Here is a 21,661-nt window from a genome sequence, read left to right as displayed (position 1 = left end):
CGATCGCAAACAGCAAACGCGGCCTTAACGTGTCAATTGTCGAAGTCTTCGGCCACCGGACTTGCCTCGCGGCCGCCGACGATGATGGACCGCTTGCCCACATGGTTCGCCGGGCCGACGATGCCTTCCTGCTCCATGCGCTCCACCAGCGAAGCAGCCTTGTTATAGCCGATCGAAAGGCGGCGCTGGATGTAGGAGGTCGAGCATTTCTTGTCGCGCAGAACCACCTTGACCGCCTTGTCGAACAGGTCGTTGCCGTCCTCTTCCGCCATGGCGCCCTTGTCGAACACGGCGGTATCTTCCTCGGGCTCCTCTTCGGCTTCGTCCGCATCCTCGGTCACCGTGCCGAGATATTCCGGCCGTCCCTGCAGCTTTAGATGCGCCACAACCTTTTCGACTTCCTCGTCGGAAACGAAGGGACCATGCACGCGGGCAATGCGGCCGCCGCCAACCATGTGCAGCATGTCGCCCTGACCGAGCAGGTGTTCAGCACCCGGTTCACCCAGAATGGTGCGGCTGTCGATCTTCGAGGTCACCTGGAAGGAGACGCGGGTCGGGAAGTTGGCCTTGATCGTGCCGGTGATGACGTCGACGGACGGGCGCTGGGTCGCCATGATCAGGTGGATGCCAGCGGCACGCGCCATCTGCGCCAGTCGCTGGATCGCGCCTTCAATCTCCTTGCCGGCCACCATCATCAGGTCGGCCATCTCGTCGACCACGACGACGATGTACGGCATCGGCGACAGATCGAGTTCCTGTTCCTCGTAGACGATCTCGCCGCTCTGGCGGTCGAAGCCGGTCTGTACGCTGACGGTGATCGTCTCGCCCTTTTCGCGGGCCTGTGCGGCGCGGGCATTGTAGCCATCGATATTGCGCACGCTGAGGCGGCTCATCTTGCGATAGCGATCCTCCATCTCGCGCACCGCCCATTTCAGCGCCATCACGGCCTTCTTGGGATCCGTCACGACGGGGGTCAGCAGATGCGGGATGCCGTCATAGACGGAGAGTTCCAGCATCTTCGGATCGACCATGATCAGGCGGCATTCGTCCGGCCGGAACCGGTAGAGCAGCGACAGGATCATCGTGTTGATCGCCACCGACTTGCCCGAACCGGTGGTGCCGGCGACCAGAAGATGCGGCATCTTGGCGAGTTCCGCGATGACGGACTCACCGCCGATGGTCTTGCCGAGGCAAACCGGCAGCTTGTAGCGGCTCTCGGAATATTCAGGCGTCTCAATCAGTTCGCGCAGATAGACGGTCTCGCGCACGGGGTTCGGCAGTTCGATGCCGATGACGTTGCGGCCGGGCACGACCGCGACGCGGGCAGAAAGCGCCGACATGGAGCGGGCGATGTCGTCGGAAATCCCGATCACGCGGGAGGATTTGACGCCGGGTGCCGGCTCGAATTCGTAAAGCGTGACGACCGGGCCGGGTCGCACGTCAATGACTTCACCCTTGACGCCAAAATCCTCCAGCACGCTTTCCAGAAGGCCGGCGCTCTGTTCCAGCGCTTCGGCCGTCATGGTCGTGGTGGTGCGGACTGGTGGCTGCTGCAGAAGTTTGATCGGCGGCAGTTCGTACTCGCCTTCGCCAAGCGCCTGTTGAGCACGGAAGAGCGGCTGGCGTGCGGAGGTCACCGGATGCGACACCGGTATGATCGAGTGAGCGGCCACTTGTGCAGCCACGACCTGTTCGATGGGCAATGTCGTCATGCCGACGGCCAAAGCGATACCAGACACTTCGCGCCGTGCGACTTCACGATAAAGCGCGACAACAGAGCCAACAGGTGCATCGAACGCCGGCCAGGCGACCCGGATCCCAGGCTTCGCTGTTACCGATATCGGTGTTGTCGGAAGTGCAACTTCGATGGAGCGGACAGTCCGGTTGGCAATACGGGGCGGCAAGGTCTGCTGCTGCATCGGCTCAACGGCTGGTTCAGCAATCATTGCCACGGGCGTGCTGTGGACAGCCACGCTGGCAGCGGGCTCTGCCGGCTCGAACATGGCCTCGAAGAAGATGTGGTCCGACAATAGGGCGCTGATCGGCAGGCGCGACTGGGCTTCGATGGCGGCGGTCTCCGGCTGGGATGCAGGCCGATCTGCTGCCATTGCCGGTGCGGTGGCAAGGTCTGTGGCAGGGGCCTGACCGCGTGTAGACGCCAACACAGCACCTGCTGGACGCCCCACAGTCATATGTGGACCATAAGCGGGCGATACCGCTTCGCTAGGAGGGCTAGCCTTCCCCATCGACAACATCGCAGACGGCTGACCGCTCGCGATCGGTTGCGTCGCTGGCGCTGCAGGGCGGAAGAACACGTTGCGCGCATGGGCGGGACGGACCACCCCTGTCTGATCTGAAACACCCTGTGCAGACTGCTGCATCGGCTGATGAGCGGTTTGAGCGTTGACCTGCGGCACGTGGGTGATCGGCGTTGCAGGGGGCTGGCTCACAGTCGGCATCGCAGTCGATTGCGATACGGAAGCTGGGGTAATTGCGGAGCCGGTTGTCTGAGTGCCGCCAACTCTTGCGGATTGAGTCGTGGCAATGGCACTTCGCATGCCTTGGACCAAGGGGGCGGGATTTACCGTCAATGACTGCGGCACGAAACCGTGCGCTGTCTCTGTCGCGACAGAGGACTCCCAGGCGGCTTGCTCGGCCTGCTGGCGTGCCAGTTCCCGGCGAAGTTTATAGGTGAGAGCGCGAGCGCCGACAGCGTCCGGAGGCTGCGGCAGTACCACCGAGGCGGGCACACGATTCTGGCCCATAGGTTGCGTGGCCGCCGGTGCCGCTTTCCGCATCGCTTCAAATGCCGAGCTTGCTACCGGTGCGTTCTGTGCCGGGACAGCAGGTCGGCCCGCAGGCAAAACTGGCGGTGCTTCGGTCGCTGGCCGTTGTTGGGCCTGTGCAAACTGGCCGGCAGGTTGGACTGCCTGCGCGCGCTGGACGTTAACCGGCTCAATTGTTTCGGGTTCGTTGCGTGGTTGAGCCACGCGGTCTGGCGTACGGGTAAACCGCACATTTGGCCCAAGCACAAAAGCTGATTGCCAGGCTGGCATGTCGTCATGCCCCTCAATCTGGTTGGCGGCCATCTGGTCGGTTGCGGCAGCGCGGCTGGGCTGAGATGCTGCGCCATTGGCGGCAGCAGTGCCCATTCCGGCCCGAGACTGTCCCTGGTCCTCACCCAACTGATTGTTCTGAAAAGCGGAATTGTAACGGGGAGGGTGCATCGAAAACCTGAACGCTGACGAGATACGAAAACACTGTGACAGCCTCTTTCAGTAGAAAATAAAGGTTAATGACTGCTTGCCTTGCTCCGTGTTTTGCTAATGAGCGACAGCCAAAATTCCCTTTCAAAGGCTCGGATCCCGCTGCACCAAAAGGCAAAATTTGCTCTGAACAGAATGTGCTCCTCCTTAACTTTTTTTCTCGCCTTCGCGCCGGGGGCGGGCTAGGCAGGGAGTACCAACGGAAAGCCCGATGTCGAAGAAAATCAAACCCAATCATCTGAAGAAGCTGCTGAAAACCTGGAGCGTCACCACTCCCGAGGAACGTCGCGCCTTCCTTGATCTCGTGGCCGCTGAGTCGCGTGCATCAGGACATCAGACCTCCATGACGGCGTCGTTAGAGGATCAGGAGACGGTGCTTGCAAGCGAAGCTGCAGCAGACATGGGCCGCGAGACGGAGCTGCTCATTGCCAATGGTCGCTACCTCTTGCCCTCCACCATTGCGCGGATCGAGATGGTCATGCGCAAGCGGCGAATGACGCCTTCGGCCATCATGGGCGAGCTTGGTTTCTCCGCCCGTGACCCATCGCTCGCCCGTGCGCTTGCGATGAAAGCCGCGCTCCGGCTATCCGTCGTCAAGGCGTTGGAAGGTTGGCTTTGCGACAATGAGGCCCAATTCGCTGCGCCTCTCGGCCGGGTCGCTGCGGACGGGAAGTGACATGGCCTTCACCCTTGCACATGAGGTGGAACAGGTTCGAGAGATCAAGAAGAGCCGATTTATAGCGATGGCAACCCCCATCGGCTCCGAAGAGGAGGCAAGGAGCTTTCTCGCAGCCCGCTCGAACCCGACGGCCAATCACAATTGCTGGGCCTGGCGGCTTGGCCAGACGTATCGCTTCTCCGATGACGGGGAGCCATCAGGCACCGCAGGAAAGCCGATCCTGCAGGCGATCGACGGTCAGGCTCTTGATGCGATCGTTGTCTTGGTCACCCGCTTTTTCGGCGGAATCCTTTTGGGCAGCGGTGGTCTTATGCGAGCCTACGGCGGCACCGCTGCCGAAATGTTGCGCCTGGCGGAGAAGAGGGAGGTCATCCCAATGACGAGCGCCGAGGCCTTCTGCAGTTTTTCGGATCTGGCATTGGTCAAGGCCCGGCTGCAGGCGGTTGATCACCTGACTCTGTCGGAGACGTTTGAGGCCGAGGGTGTCACGCTGACCGTGAGCCTCCGCCAAGGCGATGAGGCACGGGTAGCAGAGTTGCTGCGGGATCTAACCAGTGGCCGGAGTCGACTCGTCCTGCCGGATTGAACGCTGTTTCCGGTATTTCCCTTGTCAGCTTGCCTTTTTCGCCTTGTCTTCCTTGGCAAGCTGCTTCCAAGAATTTTGCTGGCTCAGCATACCACGCAGGTACTGCAGGTTTGCTGCCGCCTGCTGCGGGTTCAGTTCCTGGGACGCGATCTGTTCAGCCTCCTGGAAGCGTCCCTGCAGGCCGATGACCAGCGCCAGGTTCTGGCGCACGCGGCTGTCGGCGCCCGGCTGCTGCGACGCCTGGCGAAGCTGAGTTTCCGCCGATTTGAGGTCCCCGGAGAGAACATAGGACATGCCGAGGTTCGACAGAACGCTCGGATCGTTGGGCTGCATCTGCAGTGCCATACGATAACGGGATCGGGCTTCGCTGGACCGACCGAGCTGGTCGAGGACGGCGCCTTCAGCGGAATAGAGCCGCCAGTCGGGGCGGTCTGGTGTCTGTGCACGCCCGATCGTTCCAAGTGCCTTTTCAAGCTGCCCGGCGGCGGCTTGTGCCTTGCCGAGGGCGGCCAGCGTCTCGCGGTCGCTCGGATGCGCTATCGCCACCTGCTGCATGACCGCGAGTGCCTGGGCATTTCGACCAGACATCATCAGCACATTGGCGTAGGAAAGGCCGATATTCCGGTCCATTGGATTGCGCTCGTAGGATTGACCGATGGCCTCTGCCGCGCGCGCCAGTTCCGGTTCCGTCATGGAGTCAACGGGTTTTGACAGCTTGGGGATGGAACCGGTGGTGAGAGGTTTCTTGCTGCTGGCGCAGCCGGTCACGCCCAGCAATAGGCCTGCCATCAAGGCAACTGCCACTGCAATTCTTTTGTGCTGCGCGCTTTTATCCCGACCGACCATGTTCATGCCCCGAAACTTATCTGCAGTCTCGTCTGGCGAATCGACCGCAATCTCCACCCAAGCAATAATCCGTTAACCCTAATGGAGTGTTAATCGAGGCTCTGCGATTCGCCCTTGAAAGTATTAAAACCATGGCTCCCTTCCAGTTGATTGAACGTCCGTCTCCCTTCAGCACGAAGGGTGGCAAAACCCTTCCCGTGTTTGCGGTCACGCCAGCGCATGTTGAGACGGGGACCCTTGATCCGGTGGCCCTGGACTGGGCGCGCAAGGCCGGCTTCAAGGCTGAAACTGGTAGCCTTCTCCTTGTCCCAACGGCGGAAGGTCATCTGGGCGGCGCTCTTTTGGGCCTCGGGAGCAACCCCTCGGAAAACCCTTATCTGACGGGCAAGCTTGCCCGAATGCTTCCCGCCGGTGATTGGCATATCGAGACAGCACCATTGACGGCCAACCGCTTGCTGCTCGGTTATGGTCTCGGCGCCTACAGCTTTGACAAGTACCGTTCAGAGCGTGTCACCGAACCGCGTCTTCTGATCCCTCAGGATGCCGATGCAGCCGATATCAAGCGCCAGATCGCCGGTGTCTATCTTGCCCGCGACCTGATCAACACACCTGCCAATGACATGAGCCCAGCGGACATCGAAGGTGCTGTCCGACGCCTCGCAGAGCACTACAAGGCGGAGGTTTCCGTCATCGCAGGCGATGACCTGCTTGCCCAGAATTTTCCGCTCATTCATGCTGTCGGCCGCGCCTCAACGGTCGCCCCGCGTCTCATCGAGATGCGCTGGGGCAAGAAGGGTCACCGAAAGGTAACCCTCGTTGGCAAGGGCGTGAGCTTCGATACTGGTGGCCTTGATATCAAGCCGGCTTCGTCCATGCTGCTGATGAAGAAAGACATGGGCGGTGCTGCCAATGTCCTGGGTCTCGCCCTGATGATCATGGACGCCAAACTCAAGATCGATCTCACGGTGGTCATCCCCGCGGTCGAGAATGCGATTGCTGGCAACGCCTTCCGCCCCGGCGACGTCTACCGTAGCCGCAAGGGGCTGACTGTCCAGATCGACAATACCGACGCGGAAGGGCGATTGATACTTGCCGATGCGCTGGCTTATGCCGATGCAAGCGAGCCGGATCTTTTGATCGATATGGCCACATTGACGGGCGCTGCCCGCGTGGCGCTGGGCCCTGACCTGCCACCTTTCTTTACCGATGACGAGGATCTTGCCCATGGCATCGCCGATGCAAGCCTTGCCGTCGATGATCCGCTGTGGCGCCTGCCGCTCTACAAGGGTTACGAGCGGATGCTGAAAGCACAGATTGCTGACCTGACCAACGCCCCTTCGGGCGGCATGGCCGGCGCGGTCACGGCTGCTCTTTTCCTCAAGCGGTTTGTGTCGCCAGGTCGTTCCTGGGCGCATTTCGACATCTTCGGATGGTCGCCGAGCGAGCGCGCCCATTCGCCCGTCGGCGGTGAAGCCCAGGCAATCCGAGCCCTCTATCGTCATCTCAGCCTTGGCTGAGCGCTGATTTCTGCGCGCCTGGCTCTTGCTTCGGCCCAGGCTTGCCGGAATTATAGGCATGCGAAGCGGGGCAGGGTGCGCCGCGATGGTTGGGATGCGGCATGGGCCTCGAGATGACGCCAAGCCAGGCCCTGGGCCTTTGGCATAGCGTGACTGCGGAACAGGTTCGCGGTGATGCGCGCGATCTCACTCTGCGCCAGCTTGCCATCCTGCTTGAAGTCTATCTGGTGCCACCGCCGCACACGGTTCGCGGTCTTGCGGCAACGCTGAACGTCGCAAAGCCGGTTGTCACCCGCGCCCTCGACACCCTCGGTCAGTTGGGTTTGGTGGACCGTGTGCGTGACGAATTTGATCGCCGCAGTGTCATCGTCAGGCGCACCGTCGACGGTGCCCTTTATCTGGAAAAACTCGGCGACCGCGTGATCGCCAATGGCCGCAAGCTCGGCTGAAGGAGAGTGGACATGCTCGATCGGCGCCTCAATGCCTATCGCCCCGACCTTGCCGATCAGGTGCTCCAGGGACAGGTCGAGGCAGAGCGTTTCGTTGTACCACAACCGGCAATGATCGCTGCCCCGGTCGTTCCGTTGCGCCCTCGGCCCGATCTGACCGCAGGTATCGATACAGAGCTATTGATCGGAGAGGCCGTCGGCGTTCTGGAGCGCAAGGATGGCTTTGCCTGGGTCAAGGCCGCTTCTGACGGTTATGTTGGTTATCTGCCCGAATCCGCCTTGGCTCCCTCGCAACAGCCGACCCATGTCGTCTGTGTTCCCAGAACTTTTGTCTACTCTGGCGCAGATCTGAAATTTCCAATGCGACGGGCGCTGTCAATGGGTAGCCGGCTGTCGATTGTCGGCGAAATCGAAACGCGCGGGATGCTTTATCTGCTGCTGTCCAATGGCGACGCTGTGATCGCTAGACACCTGCGGGCATTGAGCGATGCCCCTCTCGGGGACTATGTCCATGTCGCAGCCCGCTTTATCGAGACGCCCTATCTCTGGGGTGGCAAGTCTGCCTTTGGGATCGATTGTTCGGGTCTGGTGCAGTTGTCGATGGCCATGGTCGGAGAGGCTGCCCCTCGTGACAGCGACATGCAGGCAGAGAAGCTTGGTATTGTGATTGAACGTGACGCGCTTCGTCGCGGCGATCTCGTCTTCTGGAAAGGCCATGTGGCGATCATGGAAGATGAGAGAACTCTGCTGCACGCCAATGGCCATACCATGTCCGTTGCGCGGGAGACGCTGGAGGGTGCCATCGAGCGCATCGGTTGGCTCTATGGTCAGCCCACTGGCTACCGCCGTCCCATCGCCGAAACGTGAACCGCCAAACCTTGGCGCTGGTTGGCTGAGCGCTTATATCCAGGCAGCAGTAGAACCGGAACTCGCGGCATGTCGGATTATTTTTTGAAGGTATCGTCGACCTTGGCCTGGGTCGCCCGCTTTGGGCGTGCGCACCTTGTCGCCGTGCCGATTGCCCTGTTGGCCGCTGTCGTTCCAGCCGCAGCACAGGATCCGGCGATTGCCTGGGGAAAAGCGGGCGAGGTGCAGTTCCATGACCTGCCAGGCGTCAAGCCACAGGATCCGGCGCAGCAGTTTGGCGAAGAGATGAATTGCGAGACCCGGACGGTGATCCCGAACCGGATCAACCGCCGTGACCTGCGCGACACGTTACCCTATACGGTCTATCGCTGCGAGAAGAACGGTGTGGTCTATCAGGGAACCCAGCCGCCGGCGAGCGGACGCATGTGGTATCCCGGCGTCAATCCGCGCATCATAGACTGAAGGATCTGCACTCTGCAGACATCGGTCACGAATCACTCTTGGCCGAGCAGACCGTCGAAGACTTCCAGCATTGCTTCGCTGATCGCGGTTCCGAGCTTTTGCCCTGCCTCGCGCAGTGCTTCCTCGTCCATATCGCGCGCAGCCAGCGCCAGTGACGTTCCCTCCTGCGCGACAATCTCCTTGGCGCGCTCGATGGCCCAAAGCGCAAAATCGCTGCGCGTCTCGATGGCGACGGTCTCTTCCAAGGAACTCTCCGGCAATCTGTTGAGGAAAACTAAGGAGGCGCAGCCCTTGTGGTCAAAGGCTTCCGCAGACAACAAAAAAGCCCGGCGAACCGGGCTTCTTGCGACGTTTTCAAATCAGGACAAGGCCTTGATCTGAAAGGAATTTGGTGCCCAGAAGAGGACTCGAACCTCCACACCCTTTCGAGTACCAGCACCTGAAGCTGGCGCGTCTACCAATTCCGCCATCTGGGCGACGAGGAGCCATGTACTGGGGCTGCCCGGCGGTGTCAACCGGCTTTTTGAAGAATTCATGTCATGTCGCAAAATCCGGTCTCGGCTTTGTCATTGTCCACCCCTGCCTATGACCCCAGTCGTCAAAAAGCCGTGATCGACGCCCCCACTATTCGCGTTAAGGCGAACATCCGATTGTGTTCGCTCGAAAGCAGGGAAAGAGACAATGTTAAACAAGCGTGTCGTCATGGCTTTGGCGCTGATCGGTGCCCAGTCGTGCGTATCCATGGCGGAGGCGGCGATGCCGGCTCCGGCGCGACCGCAAATGAGCAACAATGCCTTGGTCGAAAATGTCGATCTGGTCTGTGATTTTAATGGCTGCTTTGAAGTCTGGGACGAGCCGCCGCCGCGGTATCGTCGCCCGCCACCGCCGCCACCCCGCTATGACCCTCCGCCGTATTATGACGACGAGCCAGGGTACCATCCACCGCCGCCGCGCCACTATCGTCGCCCGCCACCGCCATCTGTTTACGATGAGCCAGCGAGACCGCGCGGTTCCAACTGGCGACGGCATGTCGATTGGTGCCTCGATCGCTATCGGTCCTACAACCCGCGCACCAATACCTTCCTGGCAAGTCGCGGTTATTACAAGAAGTGCCGCTCACCCTACTATTGAGCGGACCTTTGAGGCGGCCGATCAGCCGCCTCTCCTCCGGCGTCAGGTGTCAAGCTCCTCGTTTTTGCTGGAACGGTCTACATGACCGAGATCCCGATTCGGATCGATAACGTCCCGGATGCGCTGCTTCAGGTCTTTTGGTCCCGGAAATCCGCCGTCACGTTTCCGCTCCCAAATCAGGTCCCCATTGACCCGGATTTCGAACATGCCGCCCGTACCGGGTATGAGCGAGACCTCGCCCAGATCGGTTGAAAAAGTCTGTAGCAACTCCTGCGCCATCCACGCCGACCGGAGCAGCCAGTTGCATTGTGTGCAGTAGGCAATAGACACCTTGGGCTTTTCCATCTGATTATCCTTGGCTTTCGCTGAAACCTATCGACGTGCGTTCTCACAGCGGTTGTCCGTAACTGTGGCATCAGCCAGCGATTCAAATCCATTGCCTGAGTAGTGTTTTCCCCTTCGATCTCTGTTTGTTGGATGTCTGAAGGCGGAATTTGCGCACCTGTTGTTGAACTCCTCCCTCTTGTCCGCGCTTCAACCCCGTGCTTAATCCGTCTTCAATCGATTGAGATGGCTTCGAATACCTTGGGAGGGGGATGATGAAGGCAGTGGTGGCGCGTTCCCTCGTGTTAACCTTCATATTGGTGTCCTGGATGCTATCGTCAGCCTCGGCTGCTGCGCCGACCGGTGCGCAGACGGTCCTGCGCGATTGGTATCGGCTGGTGATCGAGCTCACGCGACATACGCCTACCTATTCCCCGCCAGTGGCCAGTCGTGCTTTCGCGTATCTCGGCATTACCGCCTTCGAGGCATTGGCATCTGGCGATCGGTCGCTCACCACGCTCGCCGGCCAGGTTAACGATCTGGAGCCTGTCCCGCCGCGCGTCGCTGGCGAGACCTATGATGAAGCGGTGGTGATGCAGGCAGCGCTTTCGTCGGCAGCAGCAAAACTCTTCGGTAATACCGGGCCGACAGGGCAAAGAGCGCTGAAGCGAATGACGGAAAAGCTTAAGGCGCAGGTCAGCGAAGACACGTCAGCAGAGGTGGTCGCGCGAAGTGAGGCCTATGGTCGGGATGTAGCCGCACATATTCTCGCTTGGGCGGCAAGAGATGGCGGAGATCAGATCGAAAATATGGGCTTTCCCATTGAGTATGCCCTGCACGAGGGGCCGGCTCACTGGGTTCCGACCAGCTTGATCAACCAGCAGCAGACACCCCTTCTGCCGAAATGGGGTGAAAACCGACCCTTCGTGCTCAACTCCGGTGCTGAATGCGGTTTGCCATCACCACCAGCCTATAGCGAGGAAAAGAACTCTCAGTTCTACAAAGAAGCTTATGAGGTCTATGACGCGGTCAAAAATCTGACCCCGGAGCATCGTGCCATCGCACGCTTCTGGTCCGACGATCCCATGCTGTCACCAACGCCACCCGGTCATTGGATCGTGATCGCGCTGGAGCAACTGGAACGACAGAATGCAAGTGCGGTAGACCATGCCGACCTGCTGGCGCGCCTCGGGATCACACTTGCCGATGCGTTTATCGGATGCTGGAACCAGAAATTCGCTTACGATCTCGTCCGCCCGGTGACATATGTCCGCCGCGTGATTGACCCCAAGTGGGAGCCGCTCCTCATTACCCCGCCATTTCCCGAGTATCCGAGCGGCCATTCGACCCAGTCGGGGGCGGCTGCCACCGTTCTCACCGCCTTCTTCGGAGAGAACTATGCATTCACGGACGCAACGCACGAAAAGGACAAGCTCCCGAACCGGTCCTTCGACAGCTTCTGGGCGGCCGCTGAGGAGGCTGGGATTTCGCGTCTCTATGGGGGTATCCATTTCCGCGCCGCGATCGATCGTGGTCTGGATCAGGGGCGCTGCATCGGTGAGCGTACCGTCTCCTTGAGGACGCGTTCGTGAGGCGCGCGGTTTTTGTAGCCCTTGGCTTGATATGCGCCAGCAGTGCGGGGGCGGATGACAGACCTGTAGTGCCACGCTTCCAGCCGGAAACGGCAACGAGTGGCCTCGCCAGCCTCTATCGCGGTGACTGGGAGTTCATGGTCGGCGGTGGCGCGGGCGCATTCGATTGCAACAATGATGGCTTTCCCGATCTCGTGCTGGCCGGTGGTGAGGACAAGGCAAAATTCTACGTCAATCGCAGCCAGGCTGCCGGCGCCCTGAAATTTGAAGAAAAGCCGTCAGGCCTTGAGCTCGACAAGGTCATCGGTGCCTATCCGATCGATGTCGACAGTGACGGTATCATGGATGTCTTCCTTCTCCGCTCCGGTGAAAACGTATTGCTGCGCGGCCAAGGGGAATGCCGCTTCGAGCGGGCCAATGAGAGCTGGGGACTGGATGGCGGAGATGCGTGGTCCACGGCGTTTTCAGCGATCTGGGAGGGCACGAATACGTGGCCCACTCTCGCTGTTGGAAATTATATCGACAGGTTTGAGGATTTTGAACCGTGGGGATCCTGTACAGACAACTGGCTGCATCGGCCGGCGGCGCCTGATCAGCAGCGTTTCGCCCCGCCTCTTGCTCTCACGCCATCGTTCTGCCCGCTATCTATCCTGTTCACCGACTGGAACCGCTCCGGCACGCCCTCCCTCAGGGTCTCCAACGACCGAGAATATTACAAGGGCGGCCAGGAACAGCTCTGGCGGGTCAAGCCCGGTGAAGCGCCTTCGCTCTACACGGAGCAGGAAGGCTGGAAATATCTGCGCATCTGGGGCATGGGCATCGCCTCTCGCGATCTCGATTTTGACGGATACCCGGAATATTTCCTGACCAGCATGGCCGACAACAAACTGCAGAAGCTTGTAGGCAACACCGGGCAGGGCGGTGCGAAGCCTTCCTATGCCGATATCGCCTTTGCCAAAGGGGTAACAGCGCACCGACCTTATATGGGCGGCGAGATCCGCCCATCCACGGCGTGGCATACCGATTTTGAAGACATGAACAATGACGGGCGGGTCGATCTCTTCATTGCCAAGGGCAATGTAGCCAAAATGCCTGACTTTGCCGAAAAGGACCCCAACAACCTCCTTGTTCAGAAGCAGGATGGAAATTTCGTTGAATTGGGGGAAGACGCTGGTGTTGCGAGCGTCGCAACCGGTCGCGGCGGTGCGGTCGCCGACTTCAATCTCGATGGGAAATTGGATCTCCTTGTCGTCAATCAGGGATCGCCAGCAGAAGTCTGGCGAAACACAACCGTCAAGCCGGGTCGCTTCCTTCAGTTGGCGCTCCGGCAGCAGGGCACCAATAGCGATGCCGTCGGTGCCTGGATCGAAGTGAAGACCGGGGATCATGTTCAGCGTCGAGAAGTCACCGTTGGCGGCGGCCACGCCAGCGGAAAAGCGGGGTGGCACCATTTCGGCCTTGGCGATCTGTCGGAAACCGAGCTCCGCGTAATCTGGCCGGATGGAGAGGCGAGCCCCTGGCAAAGCGTGTCGTCTGATCACTTCTACATCCTCCGGCGTGGCAAGGACGCTGAGGCCTGGGTGCCCGGTGAGCCGCTCGATATGGCCGCGCGCTGACGCAATTTGGAGGGGCCGTGGAAACATGGAGCACAAAATGCTGCTTGCAACGCTGATGTAATGATATTACAGAACGCTTCAAGTATTTGAGCTTGACCATCGCAGGCCAGCGGCTCTATTCAGAGAGTGACGGTTCCCTCATCGAAAGACTTCGAGGGGATTAATAGGGAACACGGTGAGGACGACCCAATCGGGACCGAGACCGTGGCTGCCCCCGCAACTGTAAGCGGATTGTCGTTCATCCCTGTGGCGCGCAAGCGCCAGGCCACTGCGAAATCGCGGGAAGGCTGATGACGGCAGACATCCGTGAGCCAGGAGACCTGCCGTCAAATGAAAATGCACGCAGCGGACGGGGTGTTCCGATGGATACGAATGAAAATTTGCGCCAGCAAGCGCATCTCGATTTTGCCATTGCGCCTCCCGGTCATACCTGGGGAGGACAGTCATGGCCCAGCTTCAACATCACGCGGTAACGGTCTGTACCGATTGCCGGGTCACGGGGTCGGCCTGCAAGCCGGGGCTCGCTCTGCTTGTGCGTCTGGGTGAGAGCCTGGACCGTCTCGGCGTAGGCACAGACGTCGATTTCTCGATCCAGGGAACGGCCTGCATGGCGGGTTGCCGGCGCCCTTGCACGATCGCATTTCAGGCCTCTGGAAAGGCCACCTATCTGTTTGGTGGCATCGAACCGGACGCGGATGTCGATGCCCTCGTCGACTTCGCACGTCTTTATGCGCAGCGAGAGGACGGTATGACACGTGAGGCTGAGCGCCCGCGTTCCTTGGCCGGCAAAGTGCTTGCGCGGGTCCCCGCCGCTCTACTCATCTCAGAGCCGGTAGCAGGGGTACGGCAATGAGTTGTGATGCAATCGGCAGCCGTCTCACCGCACGCGACATCGGCTGGGGTCCGAATGCCGCGCACACACTGATCGAAAAGGTCAGTTTCAGCCTTGATGCAGGCGATCGCCTGGCAATTGTCGGTCCGAATGGGGCGGGCAAGACGACGCTGTTGCGCTGCCTCTATCGAGGCCTTGTCCCAACGACCGGTAGCGTTTACGTCGACGACGAAGATATCCATGCGCTGCCGGCGCGAAAGGTCGCCCAGAAGATTGGGGTCGTCCTTCAGGAGATGCCGGCGGACTTCCCGTTCACCGTCAAGGACGTGGTGCTGATGGGCCGCATCCCCTGGCGCGTCGGGCTCGCGGGCTGGACCGATGCTGACAGACAGCAGGCGGATCACGCGCTGGAACATCTCAATCTTCAGCATCTGAGCAGCCGCACCTTCTCAACGCTTTCCGGCGGTGAGAAGCAGCGTGTCCTGATCGCTCGTGCGCTGGCCCAGCAGCCGCAGATCATCATTCTCGATGAGCCCACGAACCATCTCGATATTCGACATCAATTAGAGATCGTGGACCTGCTGAGCAGCCTCAAGCTGACGGTCATCGCAACGCTGCACGATATCAACCTTGCCGCCGACTTTGCCACCAAGGCGGCGCTGATGCAGGACGGCCGCATGTCGGCCTTTGGCCCCGCTCGGACCGTTTTCACCGAAGATCGGCTGTCCGGCACCTTTGGCGTCAAGGTTCGGAAGCGTCCGGAGGTCACCTCCGGTTTCACCTTTTCCCTAGCCGCCTCCTGATTTTTTAAGAGGATCACGTTTGTGACTATGAAACTTCTGAACTCCGCCGTCTTTTGCGTTGGCGTCATGATCGCTGCGACCGCTGCCGTTGCTGAACCTGTCACGGTAAAGAGCTGTGACCGGGAGGTGACATTCGATGCGCCGCCAAAACGCGCCATCTCGAACGACGTTAACCTGACCGAGATGATGCTTGCCCTGAAGCTTCAGGATCACATGGTTGGATACACGGGTGTCTCGGGCTGGAAGACACTGGATGAGAGCCTGCGCGAGGGCATCAAGGAACTGCCGGAGCTTTCTCCGAAATATCCATCGAAGGAGGTGTTGTTGAATGCCGACGCGGATTTCTACTTCGCAGGCTGGAACTATGGCATGAAGGTCGGCGGCGAGGTGACGCCCGAAACGCTCGATTCCTTTGGCATCAAGGTCTACGAATTGACCGAGTCCTGCATACATATCATGGCAAAGGCAAAGCCGACCATGAATGACATGTTCATCGATCTGATTAACCTCGGCAAGATTTTTCGGGTCGAAGAGCGGGCAGAGGTCTTGGTTGAGGGTTACAAAAAAGGCCTCAGCGAGATCTCCTCGCGCCTCTCTGACGTCAAGGCACCGGTGCGGGTGTTCGTCTACGATTCCGGGACCGAAAAGCCGTTCACGTCAGGTCGTTTTGGGATTCCAACGGCGATGATCGAGGCAGCCGGTGGCGTCAACATCATGGATGACGTCGAAAAAAGCTGGACCGAGGTTTCCTGGGAGCCGGTTATTGAGCGCAATCCCGAAGTCGTTGTGATCGTCAATTATGGTGACGTTACCGCAGAACAGAAGATCGCCTTCATGAAGGAAAATCCGGCATTCAAGGATATCGAAGCCGTGAAGCAGGACCGCTTCGTGGTGCTGGAATATGTCGAGGCAACACCCGGGCCACGCAATATCGATGCGATCGCTCGACTGGCCGATGCCTTTCATCCCCGCAGCATGTGAATCGGAGAGGGGCGGATTGCCCCTCACTCCCCGAAATGACCAAGAGTAAACTTCTTCTCAGCGTGGCTTTGGCCAGTCTCATCCTGATTTTCTGCATCACGGCAGGGGTCTCGTTTGGGTCCACCCCCATCCCGGTCAAGACCGTCTGGCAAATCGTCGGAAACAAGCTTTCTCCTGACTGGTTCGAGGTGGACTGGTCGTTGGGACGCGAAAGCATCGTCTGGGATGTGCGTTTTCCCCGCGCAATCCTGGCGGCTCTGGTTGGCGCAGGACTTGCCGTCGTCGGAGCGGTGCTTCAGGCCGTGACCCGCAATCCGCTTGCCGATCCGCATCTGCTCGGAGTCTCCTCCGGCGCCGCGCTCGGTGCGATTGTCGCGCTTCTGCATACCGGTCTGATCTTTGGGCTGCTGACCGTACCCCTCTTTGCCTTTCTGGGCTCATTGGCGGCAACGTTTGCCGTTATGGCCGTCTCCCGGTTTACGGGAGGGTCGGCTGAGAGGCTGGTCCTCTCAGGGGTCGCAATCGCGTTCGTCGCGGCAGCGCTCGGCAATCTCGCCATCTTTCTCGCAGATCCCCGCGCGGCTCATACCGTGGTGTTCTGGATGCTCGGTGGCTTGGGTCTGGCGCAATGGCAACACCTTTTGTATCCGGGAGTTGCGCTTGCTCTTTCCCTTACATTTCTGGTGCTCAGGGCACGCGAGATCAACGCGCTCGCCATGGGCGACGAGACTGCCGCGACCTTCGGCATACCTGTCGCACGTTTCAAGGCGACACTCTTCGTCGTAACGGCGCTTCTGACGGGGGTGATGGTCGCCTTTTCCGGTGCCATCGGCTTTGTCGGCCTGCTTGTTCCACATCTGGTGCGTTTGGTTTTTGGCAGCGATAATGTGCGTGTCATTCCGCTATCGGCCCTGGTGGGGGCGGTGACACTCGTTCTTGCAGATATCGTCGCGCGAACCATCATGGCCCCGGAAGACATGCCGATTGGCGTGGTTACAGGCCTTGTTGGCGGCATTGCCTTCATCCTCTTGCTGCGCAAACGATAACAGCGCTATTGCCCAAGGTTCGTTTTCACCTAAACTGAATAAAAACGAAGCGGGAGGCTTTGATGCTCTTGTCGACACGCCAGACGGAAATCGTCGCCTTGGCCAAAGAGCATGGGCGCGTGCTGGTGGAGGAGCTTGCTTCGCGCTTTGCGGTCACCCCTCAGACAATCCGGAAGGACCTGAACGACCTTTGCGATGCCCGTGTGCTCAATCGCATTCACGGCGGCGCTGTATTCCCGAGCGGCAACGAGAACGTCAAATATGACGCACGCCGCTCGATGGCCGCGGCCGAAAAGCAGGCGATCGGTCGGGCCGCAGCCGCCATCATCCCTGACAATGCCTCACTGTTCATCAACATCGGCACCACGACGGAAGCCGTCGGGGAGGCGCTTGTCGACCATAAAGAACTGATGGTTATCACGAATAATATCAACGTTGCCAATCGTTTGCGAGTCTACCCCTCAATCGAGGTGGTGATTGCGGGTGGCGTGGTGCGTGGTTCAGACGGCGGTATAGTCGGCGAGGCAGCGGTCGATTTCATTCGTCAGTTCAAGGTGGACTACGCCGTGATCGGCGTGTCTGCGATCGATGAAGACGGCGCCCTTCTTGATTTCGATTTTCGCGAAGTGAAGGTTGCTCAGGCGATCATTGCCAATGCCCGCCATGTCATTCTTGTCTCCGATGCATCGAAGTTGGAGCGCACGGCGCCCGTTCGCATTGGCCACATCTCCCAAATTCACACTTTCATCACGGATCACTGTCCCTCGGCGGTGTTGCGGGAGATCTGTGCAGAGCGGGATATCCGATTGATCGAAACCTCCGTTGCAAACGTACAGGCCGAATTGATTTAAGTTTCGTTTGACACGCGTTTTTATTTCGATTTAGATGCTCTGACTTTCGCTGTTGCGCAATTTTGCTGCAATGCGAATTGCAGGAGGGGGCATGTCGGAGCAGCCGGTATTCGATGTTTTCGTCATTGGTGGCGGGATCAATGGATGTGGGATCGCCCGGGATGCTGCCGGCCGCGACTATAGTGTTGCCTTGGCCGAAATGAACGATTTCGCCTCGGGCACATCATCTGGCGCGACGAAACTGATCCATGGGGGTCTCCGCTATCTCGAGCACTATGAGTTTCGACTGGTTCGGGAAGCCTTGATGGAACGGGAAGTGCTCTGGCAGATGGCGCCGCATGTCATCTGGCCGCTGCGCTTTGTGCTCCCATACCAGAAAGGTGGCGTCCGTCCCGCCTGGCTCATCCGGCTGGGACTTTTTCTTTACGATCATCTCGGCGGTCGCAAACTATTGCCGGCAACCAGGACGCTGGACCTTCGCCGGGATCCGGCGGGCAAGCCGCTGAAGCCCAATTTCTCCAAGGCATTCGAGTATTCCGATGGTTGGGTCGATGACGCCCGCATGGTTGTCTTGAATGCGCGTGATGCCCAGGCAAAGGGCGCGCGCATTCTCAGTCGCGCCCGTGTCGTCTCCGCCCGGCGCGATGGTGGTGAGTGGCTCATCACCACGGAGTCGCAGCGCAGCGGGGAGAAAGAGGTTCATCGCGCCCGCATGGTGGTCAATGCTGCTGGTCCATGGGTCGATCAGGTGCTTGCCGGCGCCATGGGTCGCAACAATGTGCACAATGTCCGCCTGGTGCAGGGCAGCCATATTGTCGTTCGCAAGAAATTCTCTGATCCGCGTGCCTATTTTTTCCAGAATCCTGACAACCGCATCATCTTTGCGATCCCCTACGAGGGTGAATTTACGCTCATCGGCACGACGGACCAGGATTATCACGGCGACCCCAAGGATGTTCGCATCAGTGCGGGCGAAATCGATTATCTCTGCGGTGCGGCCAGTGAGTACTTCAAGGAGCCGGTTCGACCTGAAGACATCGTCTGGAGCTATTCCGCCGTTCGGCCGCTCTATGATGACGGTGCCTCCAAGGCGCAGGAAGCCACGCGCGATTATGTGCTGAAGCTGGAGGGGCAGGCGGGTGAAGCGCAGCTCTTGAACGTGTTCGGCGGCAAACTGACAACCTATCGCCGCCTGGCCGAACACGCGCTGGAAAAGATCGCTGGCGTCCTTGGTCCAAAAGGTTCAGCCTGGACTGCGGGAAGCCATCTCCCGGGGGGTAGGTTTGCCGTTGCCGAAGCCTCGGTTCTTGTCGCTGACATCATGAAATCGTGGCCTTTTTTGACACGGGATCATGCCGAGCGTCTGGTCCGGAGTTACGGAACCGATGCAAAGATCATGCTGGCTGAGGTGCACACCTTTGAGGATCTCGGGCGGCACTTTGGTGGTACACTTTACGAAGTAGAGTTGCGCTGGCTTGTCCAGAAGGAATGGGCGGTCACCGCAGAGGATGTGTTGTGGCGCCGCACGAAGCAGGGTCTGTTCTTCACGCCTGAAGAGGCGAAGGAATTGGACGCGCATCTGGAGGCAATCGCCCTTACATAGCCTGCTATCTGATTAAGACCGACGGTTTGGAGGAGGCCCGAGGACATATGTTGGAACTGCGTAAAGTCGCGAAACTGGTGGGAGGTGGATTTCACATTCACCCGACCGACCTGACGTTGCAGCGGGGTACGCTGAACGTGCTGCTCGGTCCGACCCTTTCGGGCAAGACATCCTTGATGCGCCTTATGGCAGGGCTCGACAAACCGACTTCGGGCACTGTCCATTTCGACGGACGAGACGTCACCGGCATGCCGGTTCAGAAGCGCAATGTTGCCATGGTCTACCAGCAGTTCATCAATTATCCGGCGTTGACGGTTTACGAAAACATCGCTTCGCCGATGCGGGTTGCCGGCAAGGATGCAGCGACAATCGATCGCGAGGTCCGCAAGGCTGCCGATCTCCTGCGTCTCACACCCTATCTTGATCGTACGCCGCTTAATCTGTCCGGTGGACAGCAACAGCGGACGGCCCTCGCCCGCGCCATCGTCAAAAACGCAACGCTGGTCCTCCTCGACGAGCCGCTCGCCAACCTCGACTACAAGCTGCGCGAAGAACTGCGCGAAGAGCTGCCGAAGATCTTTGCCGAATCCGGCGCGATCTTTGTCTACGCGACCACCGAACCCTCCGAAGCGCTGCTGCTCGGCGGCAATACCGCAACCCTCTCCGAAGGCCGGATCACCCAGTTCGGCGAAACGATCAATGTCTATCGCCGCCCGCTCGATCTGCTAGCCGCCCGCACCTTTGCCGATCCGCCGCTGAACACGATCGACCTGGTCAAGCGCGGCGAAAACTTCGAGCTGAACGGTCGCCAAGTTCTGGCCGTCCCGGCCCATCTGGCGACGATCCCCGACGGCCCCGTGACGATAGCCTTCCATCCGCATCATCTGTCGCTCGCCGCTCTGCCGTCTGCCCTGCCGATGCGTGCGCGCACGCTGGTCTCGGAAATCGCAGGCTCCGAAAGCTTCATTCACGTCGAATACGAAAATGCCCGTTGGGTCAGTTTGGCGCATGGCATTCACGACATCGATCCCGATCGCGAGATCGACGTCTATATCGACACCCGTCACCTGATGGCGTTCGGCGCCGATGGCAAGGCGCTCGGCGCGCCGGCCGAAATGGCCGCGTGAGGAGCAACGTCATGGCACGCATCAACCTCGATCATATCCGTCACGCTTACTCCCCCGCTGCTCGTGCGGCTGGCGACTACGCACTCAAGGAAGTTCATCACGAATGGGATGACGGTGGCGCCTATGCACTGCTCGGGCCCTCAGGCTGCGGCAAGACCACGCTGCTGAACATCATCTCGGGCCTGATCCATCCGTCGGATGGCCGCATCGAGTTCGATGGCGTTGACGTTACGAACCTGCCGACGGCAGCCCGCAACATCGCGCAGGTCTTCCAGTTCCCGGTGGTCTACGACACGATGACGGTCTACGACAATCTGGCCTTCCCTCTGCGCAACCGCCATGTCCCGGAAGATCAGGTTAACACTCGGGTCAACGAGATCCTCGACATGATCGACCTGCAGCCTATGGCGAAAAGGCGCGCCCAGGGGCTCACGGCCGATCAGAAGCAGAAGATCTCGCTCGGCCGCGGCCTCGTCCGCTCCGATGTCAATGCGATCCTCTTTGACGAACCGCTGACCGTCATCGATCCGCACATGAAGTGGGTCCTGCGCTCGCAGCTCAAACGCCTGCACCGCCAGTCGGGTTTCACCATGGTCTATGTCACCCATGACCAGACCGAGGCGCTCACCTTCGCCGACAAGGTGGTCGTCATGTATGATGGCCAGATCGTCCAGATCGGCACGCCCGCCGAACTCTTCGAGCGACCGAGCCACACCTTTGTCGGTTATTTCATCGGCTCGCCGGGCATGAATGTCATGCCGGCAAAAGTCAGCGGCGCAACCGCCCTGGTCGGAGACCAGACAATTGATCTACCCGGGGCGCCAAAGCTTTCGGGCCAAAGCAAGATCGAACTCGGCGTGCGCCCAGAATTTGTCCGTCTCGGGCGGGAGGGCATGTCGGTCTCTGTCGCCAAGGTCGAAGACATCGGTCGGCAGAAGATCGTGCGTGCGCGCTTTGCCGGTCAACCCCTGTCTATCGTCATCTCGGAAGATGCCGAGATACCCGCCGATCCCCGCATCACATTCGTTCCGGAAGGCGTCGGTATCTATGCCGATTCCTGGCGCATAGACATGGAGGGCTGAG

21 protein-coding genes, 1 tRNA gene and 1 riboswitch are annotated in these 21,661 nt (G+C 59.7%); of the genes, 17 read left to right on the top strand and 5 right to left on the bottom strand.

Features of this window, described 5'->3' with window-relative positions; all coding sequences use genetic code 11:
• Window positions 1–32: 32 nt before the first annotated feature.
• Window positions 33–3,227 carry a DNA translocase FtsK gene (locus FAA97_RS09460; RefSeq protein ID WP_136598268.1) on the bottom strand — a complete coding sequence of 1,065 codons (3,195 nt, stop codon included), beginning with the start codon at window positions 3,225–3,227 and terminating at the stop codon, window positions 33–35.
• Between the two features lie 250 nt (window positions 3,228–3,477).
• Here FAA97_RS09460 and FAA97_RS09455 point away from each other — a divergent pair, with 250 nt between their 5' ends.
• On the top strand, window positions 3,478–3,942 hold the full coding sequence (locus tag FAA97_RS09455; protein WP_136598267.1) for a hypothetical protein: 465 nt from the start codon (window positions 3,478–3,480) through the stop codon (window positions 3,940–3,942).
• A 1-nt stretch (window position 3,943) separates the two neighbouring features.
• Window positions 3,944–4,531: an IMPACT family protein gene (locus tag FAA97_RS09450; protein ID WP_136598266.1), complete on the top strand. Its 588-nt coding sequence runs from the start codon at window positions 3,944–3,946 to the stop codon at window positions 4,529–4,531.
• Window positions 4,532–4,555: 24 nt separating this feature from the next.
• Here FAA97_RS09450 and FAA97_RS09445 read toward each other — a convergent pair whose 3' ends face one another.
• Window positions 4,556–5,320 (bottom strand): tetratricopeptide repeat protein, encoded by a 765-nt coding sequence (locus tag FAA97_RS09445; protein WP_246041382.1) that lies wholly within the window; start codon window positions 5,318–5,320, stop codon window positions 4,556–4,558.
• 188 nt (window positions 5,321–5,508) lie between these two features.
• On the opposite strand from FAA97_RS09445, the gene FAA97_RS09440 reads away from it, so the two are divergent.
• The 4 genes from FAA97_RS09440 to FAA97_RS09425 all read left to right on the top strand — a co-directional run bounded on the left by FAA97_RS09440 (window position 5,509) and on the right by FAA97_RS09425 (window position 8,672).
• Window positions 5,509–6,894, top strand: a complete 1,386-nt coding sequence (locus FAA97_RS09440; RefSeq protein ID WP_136598264.1) for a leucyl aminopeptidase family protein — start codon at window positions 5,509–5,511, stop codon at window positions 6,892–6,894.
• Between the two features lie 101 nt (window positions 6,895–6,995).
• Entirely contained in the window at window positions 6,996–7,343 is a 348-nt protein-coding gene (locus FAA97_RS09435; protein ID WP_136598263.1) for a MarR family winged helix-turn-helix transcriptional regulator, read from the top strand.
• 12 nt (window positions 7,344–7,355) lie between these two features.
• Complete coding sequence (locus FAA97_RS09430; protein ID WP_136598262.1) at window positions 7,356–8,210, top strand: C40 family peptidase; 855 nt, start codon at window positions 7,356–7,358, stop codon at window positions 8,208–8,210.
• Between the two features lie 69 nt (window positions 8,211–8,279).
• Window positions 8,280–8,672 carry a hypothetical protein gene (locus FAA97_RS09425; RefSeq protein ID WP_206109988.1) on the top strand — a complete coding sequence of 131 codons (393 nt, stop codon included), beginning with the start codon at window positions 8,280–8,282 and terminating at the stop codon, window positions 8,670–8,672.
• A gap of 32 nt (window positions 8,673–8,704) precedes the next feature.
• On the opposite strand, the gene FAA97_RS09420 is transcribed toward FAA97_RS09425, so the two are convergent.
• On the bottom strand, window positions 8,705–8,917 hold the full coding sequence (locus FAA97_RS09420; protein WP_136598261.1) for a hypothetical protein: 213 nt from the start codon (window positions 8,915–8,917) through the stop codon (window positions 8,705–8,707).
• Window positions 8,918–9,061: 144 nt separating this feature from the next.
• Window positions 9,062–9,148, bottom strand: a tRNA-Leu gene (locus tag FAA97_RS09415).
• Window positions 9,149–9,353: 205 nt separating this feature from the next.
• Between FAA97_RS09415 and FAA97_RS09410 the strand changes: the two genes are divergently transcribed.
• On the top strand, window positions 9,354–9,803 hold the full coding sequence (locus tag FAA97_RS09410; protein ID WP_246041381.1) for a BA14K family protein: 450 nt from the start codon (window positions 9,354–9,356) through the stop codon (window positions 9,801–9,803).
• Between the two features lie 42 nt (window positions 9,804–9,845).
• Here the strand turns inward: FAA97_RS09410 and FAA97_RS09405 are convergent, their stop codons facing one another.
• Window positions 9,846–10,148 (bottom strand): Rdx family protein, encoded by a 303-nt coding sequence (locus FAA97_RS09405; protein ID WP_136598260.1) that lies wholly within the window; start codon window positions 10,146–10,148, stop codon window positions 9,846–9,848.
• Window positions 10,149–10,456: 308 nt separating this feature from the next.
• Here FAA97_RS09405 and FAA97_RS09400 point away from each other — a divergent pair, with 308 nt between their 5' ends.
• From FAA97_RS09400 to FAA97_RS09355, 10 genes are all read left to right on the top strand, one after another.
• Window positions 10,457–11,719 carry a vanadium-dependent haloperoxidase gene (locus tag FAA97_RS09400; protein ID WP_136598259.1) on the top strand — a complete coding sequence of 421 codons (1,263 nt, stop codon included), beginning with the start codon at window positions 10,457–10,459 and terminating at the stop codon, window positions 11,717–11,719.
• Window positions 11,720–11,787: 68 nt separating this feature from the next.
• A complete protein-coding gene (locus FAA97_RS09395; protein WP_246041380.1) occupies window positions 11,788–13,335 on the top strand; it encodes a CRTAC1 family protein in 1,548 nt (515 codons plus the stop codon).
• Window positions 13,336–13,448: 113 nt separating this feature from the next.
• A riboswitch (cobalamin riboswitch) is annotated at window positions 13,449–13,677 on the top strand.
• 103 nt (window positions 13,678–13,780) lie between these two features.
• Window positions 13,781–14,188: a DUF1636 family protein gene (locus FAA97_RS09390; protein ID WP_136598258.1), complete on the top strand. Its 408-nt coding sequence runs from the start codon at window positions 13,781–13,783 to the stop codon at window positions 14,186–14,188.
• Complete coding sequence (locus FAA97_RS09385) at window positions 14,185–14,970, top strand: ABC transporter ATP-binding protein (protein WP_136598257.1); 786 nt, start codon at window positions 14,185–14,187, stop codon at window positions 14,968–14,970. The genes FAA97_RS09390 and FAA97_RS09385 overlap by 4 nt, the downstream gene beginning before the upstream one ends.
• Window positions 14,971–14,997: 27 nt before the next feature.
• Complete coding sequence (locus tag FAA97_RS09380; protein WP_136598335.1) at window positions 14,998–15,951, top strand: ABC transporter substrate-binding protein; 954 nt, start codon at window positions 14,998–15,000, stop codon at window positions 15,949–15,951.
• A gap of 35 nt (window positions 15,952–15,986) precedes the next feature.
• Complete coding sequence (locus FAA97_RS09375) at window positions 15,987–16,997, top strand: FecCD family ABC transporter permease (protein WP_136598256.1); 1,011 nt, start codon at window positions 15,987–15,989, stop codon at window positions 16,995–16,997.
• Between the two features lie 62 nt (window positions 16,998–17,059).
• Window positions 17,060–17,848: a DeoR/GlpR family DNA-binding transcription regulator gene (locus tag FAA97_RS09370; protein WP_136598255.1), complete on the top strand. Its 789-nt coding sequence runs from the start codon at window positions 17,060–17,062 to the stop codon at window positions 17,846–17,848.
• Between the two features lie 91 nt (window positions 17,849–17,939).
• Entirely contained in the window at window positions 17,940–19,451 is a 1,512-nt protein-coding gene (glpD, locus tag FAA97_RS09365) for a glycerol-3-phosphate dehydrogenase (RefSeq protein WP_136598254.1), read from the top strand.
• Between the two features lie 47 nt (window positions 19,452–19,498).
• Complete coding sequence (locus FAA97_RS09360; protein ID WP_136598253.1) at window positions 19,499–20,578, top strand: ABC transporter ATP-binding protein; 1,080 nt, start codon at window positions 19,499–19,501, stop codon at window positions 20,576–20,578.
• Between the two features lie 11 nt (window positions 20,579–20,589).
• On the top strand, window positions 20,590–21,660 hold the full coding sequence (locus FAA97_RS09355; protein WP_136598252.1) for an ABC transporter ATP-binding protein: 1,071 nt from the start codon (window positions 20,590–20,592) through the stop codon (window positions 21,658–21,660).
• The last annotated feature ends 1 nt before the right edge of the window (window position 21,661 follow it).

Origin of the sequence: Peteryoungia ipomoeae (assembly GCF_004912165.1) — a bacterium.
GTDB lineage: Bacteria > Pseudomonadota > Alphaproteobacteria > Rhizobiales > Rhizobiaceae > Allorhizobium > Allorhizobium ipomoeae.
Note: the sequence above shows the minus strand (reverse complement) of the source record. Positions and strands in the feature narration are given on the sequence as shown.

Bases quoted from the DNA above. Each gene is read 5' to 3' on its own strand.
- FAA97_RS09460 (WP_136598268.1), bottom strand. From the start codon at position 3,227: ATGCACCCTCCCCGTTACAATTCCGCTTTTCAGAACAATCAGTTGGGT.
- FAA97_RS09455 (WP_136598267.1), top strand. From the start codon at position 3,478: ATGTCGAAGAAAATCAAACCCAATCATCTGAAGAAGCTGCTGAAAACC.
- FAA97_RS09450 (WP_136598266.1), top strand. From the start codon at position 3,944: ATGGCCTTCACCCTTGCACATGAGGTGGAACAGGTTCGAGAGATCAAG.
- FAA97_RS09445 (WP_246041382.1), bottom strand. From the start codon at position 5,320: ATGGCAGGCCTATTGCTGGGCGTGACCGGCTGCGCCAGCAGCAAGAAA.
- FAA97_RS09440 (WP_136598264.1), top strand. From the start codon at position 5,509: ATGGCTCCCTTCCAGTTGATTGAACGTCCGTCTCCCTTCAGCACGAAG.
- FAA97_RS09435 (WP_136598263.1), top strand. From the start codon at position 6,996: ATGGGCCTCGAGATGACGCCAAGCCAGGCCCTGGGCCTTTGGCATAGC.
- FAA97_RS09430 (WP_136598262.1), top strand. From the start codon at position 7,356: ATGCTCGATCGGCGCCTCAATGCCTATCGCCCCGACCTTGCCGATCAG.
- FAA97_RS09425 (WP_206109988.1), top strand. From the start codon at position 8,280: ATGTCGGATTATTTTTTGAAGGTATCGTCGACCTTGGCCTGGGTCGCC.
- FAA97_RS09410 (WP_246041381.1), top strand. From the start codon at position 9,354: ATGTTAAACAAGCGTGTCGTCATGGCTTTGGCGCTGATCGGTGCCCAG.
- FAA97_RS09405 (WP_136598260.1), bottom strand. From the start codon at position 10,148: ATGGAAAAGCCCAAGGTGTCTATTGCCTACTGCACACAATGCAACTGG.
- FAA97_RS09400 (WP_136598259.1), top strand. From the start codon at position 10,457: ATGCTATCGTCAGCCTCGGCTGCTGCGCCGACCGGTGCGCAGACGGTC.
- FAA97_RS09390 (WP_136598258.1), top strand. From the start codon at position 13,781: ATGGCCCAGCTTCAACATCACGCGGTAACGGTCTGTACCGATTGCCGG.
- FAA97_RS09385 (WP_136598257.1), top strand. From the start codon at position 14,185: ATGAGTTGTGATGCAATCGGCAGCCGTCTCACCGCACGCGACATCGGC.
- FAA97_RS09380 (WP_136598335.1), top strand. From the start codon at position 14,998: ATGAAACTTCTGAACTCCGCCGTCTTTTGCGTTGGCGTCATGATCGCT.
- FAA97_RS09375 (WP_136598256.1), top strand. From the start codon at position 15,987: ATGACCAAGAGTAAACTTCTTCTCAGCGTGGCTTTGGCCAGTCTCATC.
- FAA97_RS09370 (WP_136598255.1), top strand. From the start codon at position 17,060: ATGCTCTTGTCGACACGCCAGACGGAAATCGTCGCCTTGGCCAAAGAG.
- glpD (WP_136598254.1), top strand. From the start codon at position 17,940: ATGTCGGAGCAGCCGGTATTCGATGTTTTCGTCATTGGTGGCGGGATC.
- FAA97_RS09360 (WP_136598253.1), top strand. From the start codon at position 19,499: ATGTTGGAACTGCGTAAAGTCGCGAAACTGGTGGGAGGTGGATTTCAC.
- FAA97_RS09355 (WP_136598252.1), top strand. From the start codon at position 20,590: ATGGCACGCATCAACCTCGATCATATCCGTCACGCTTACTCCCCCGCT.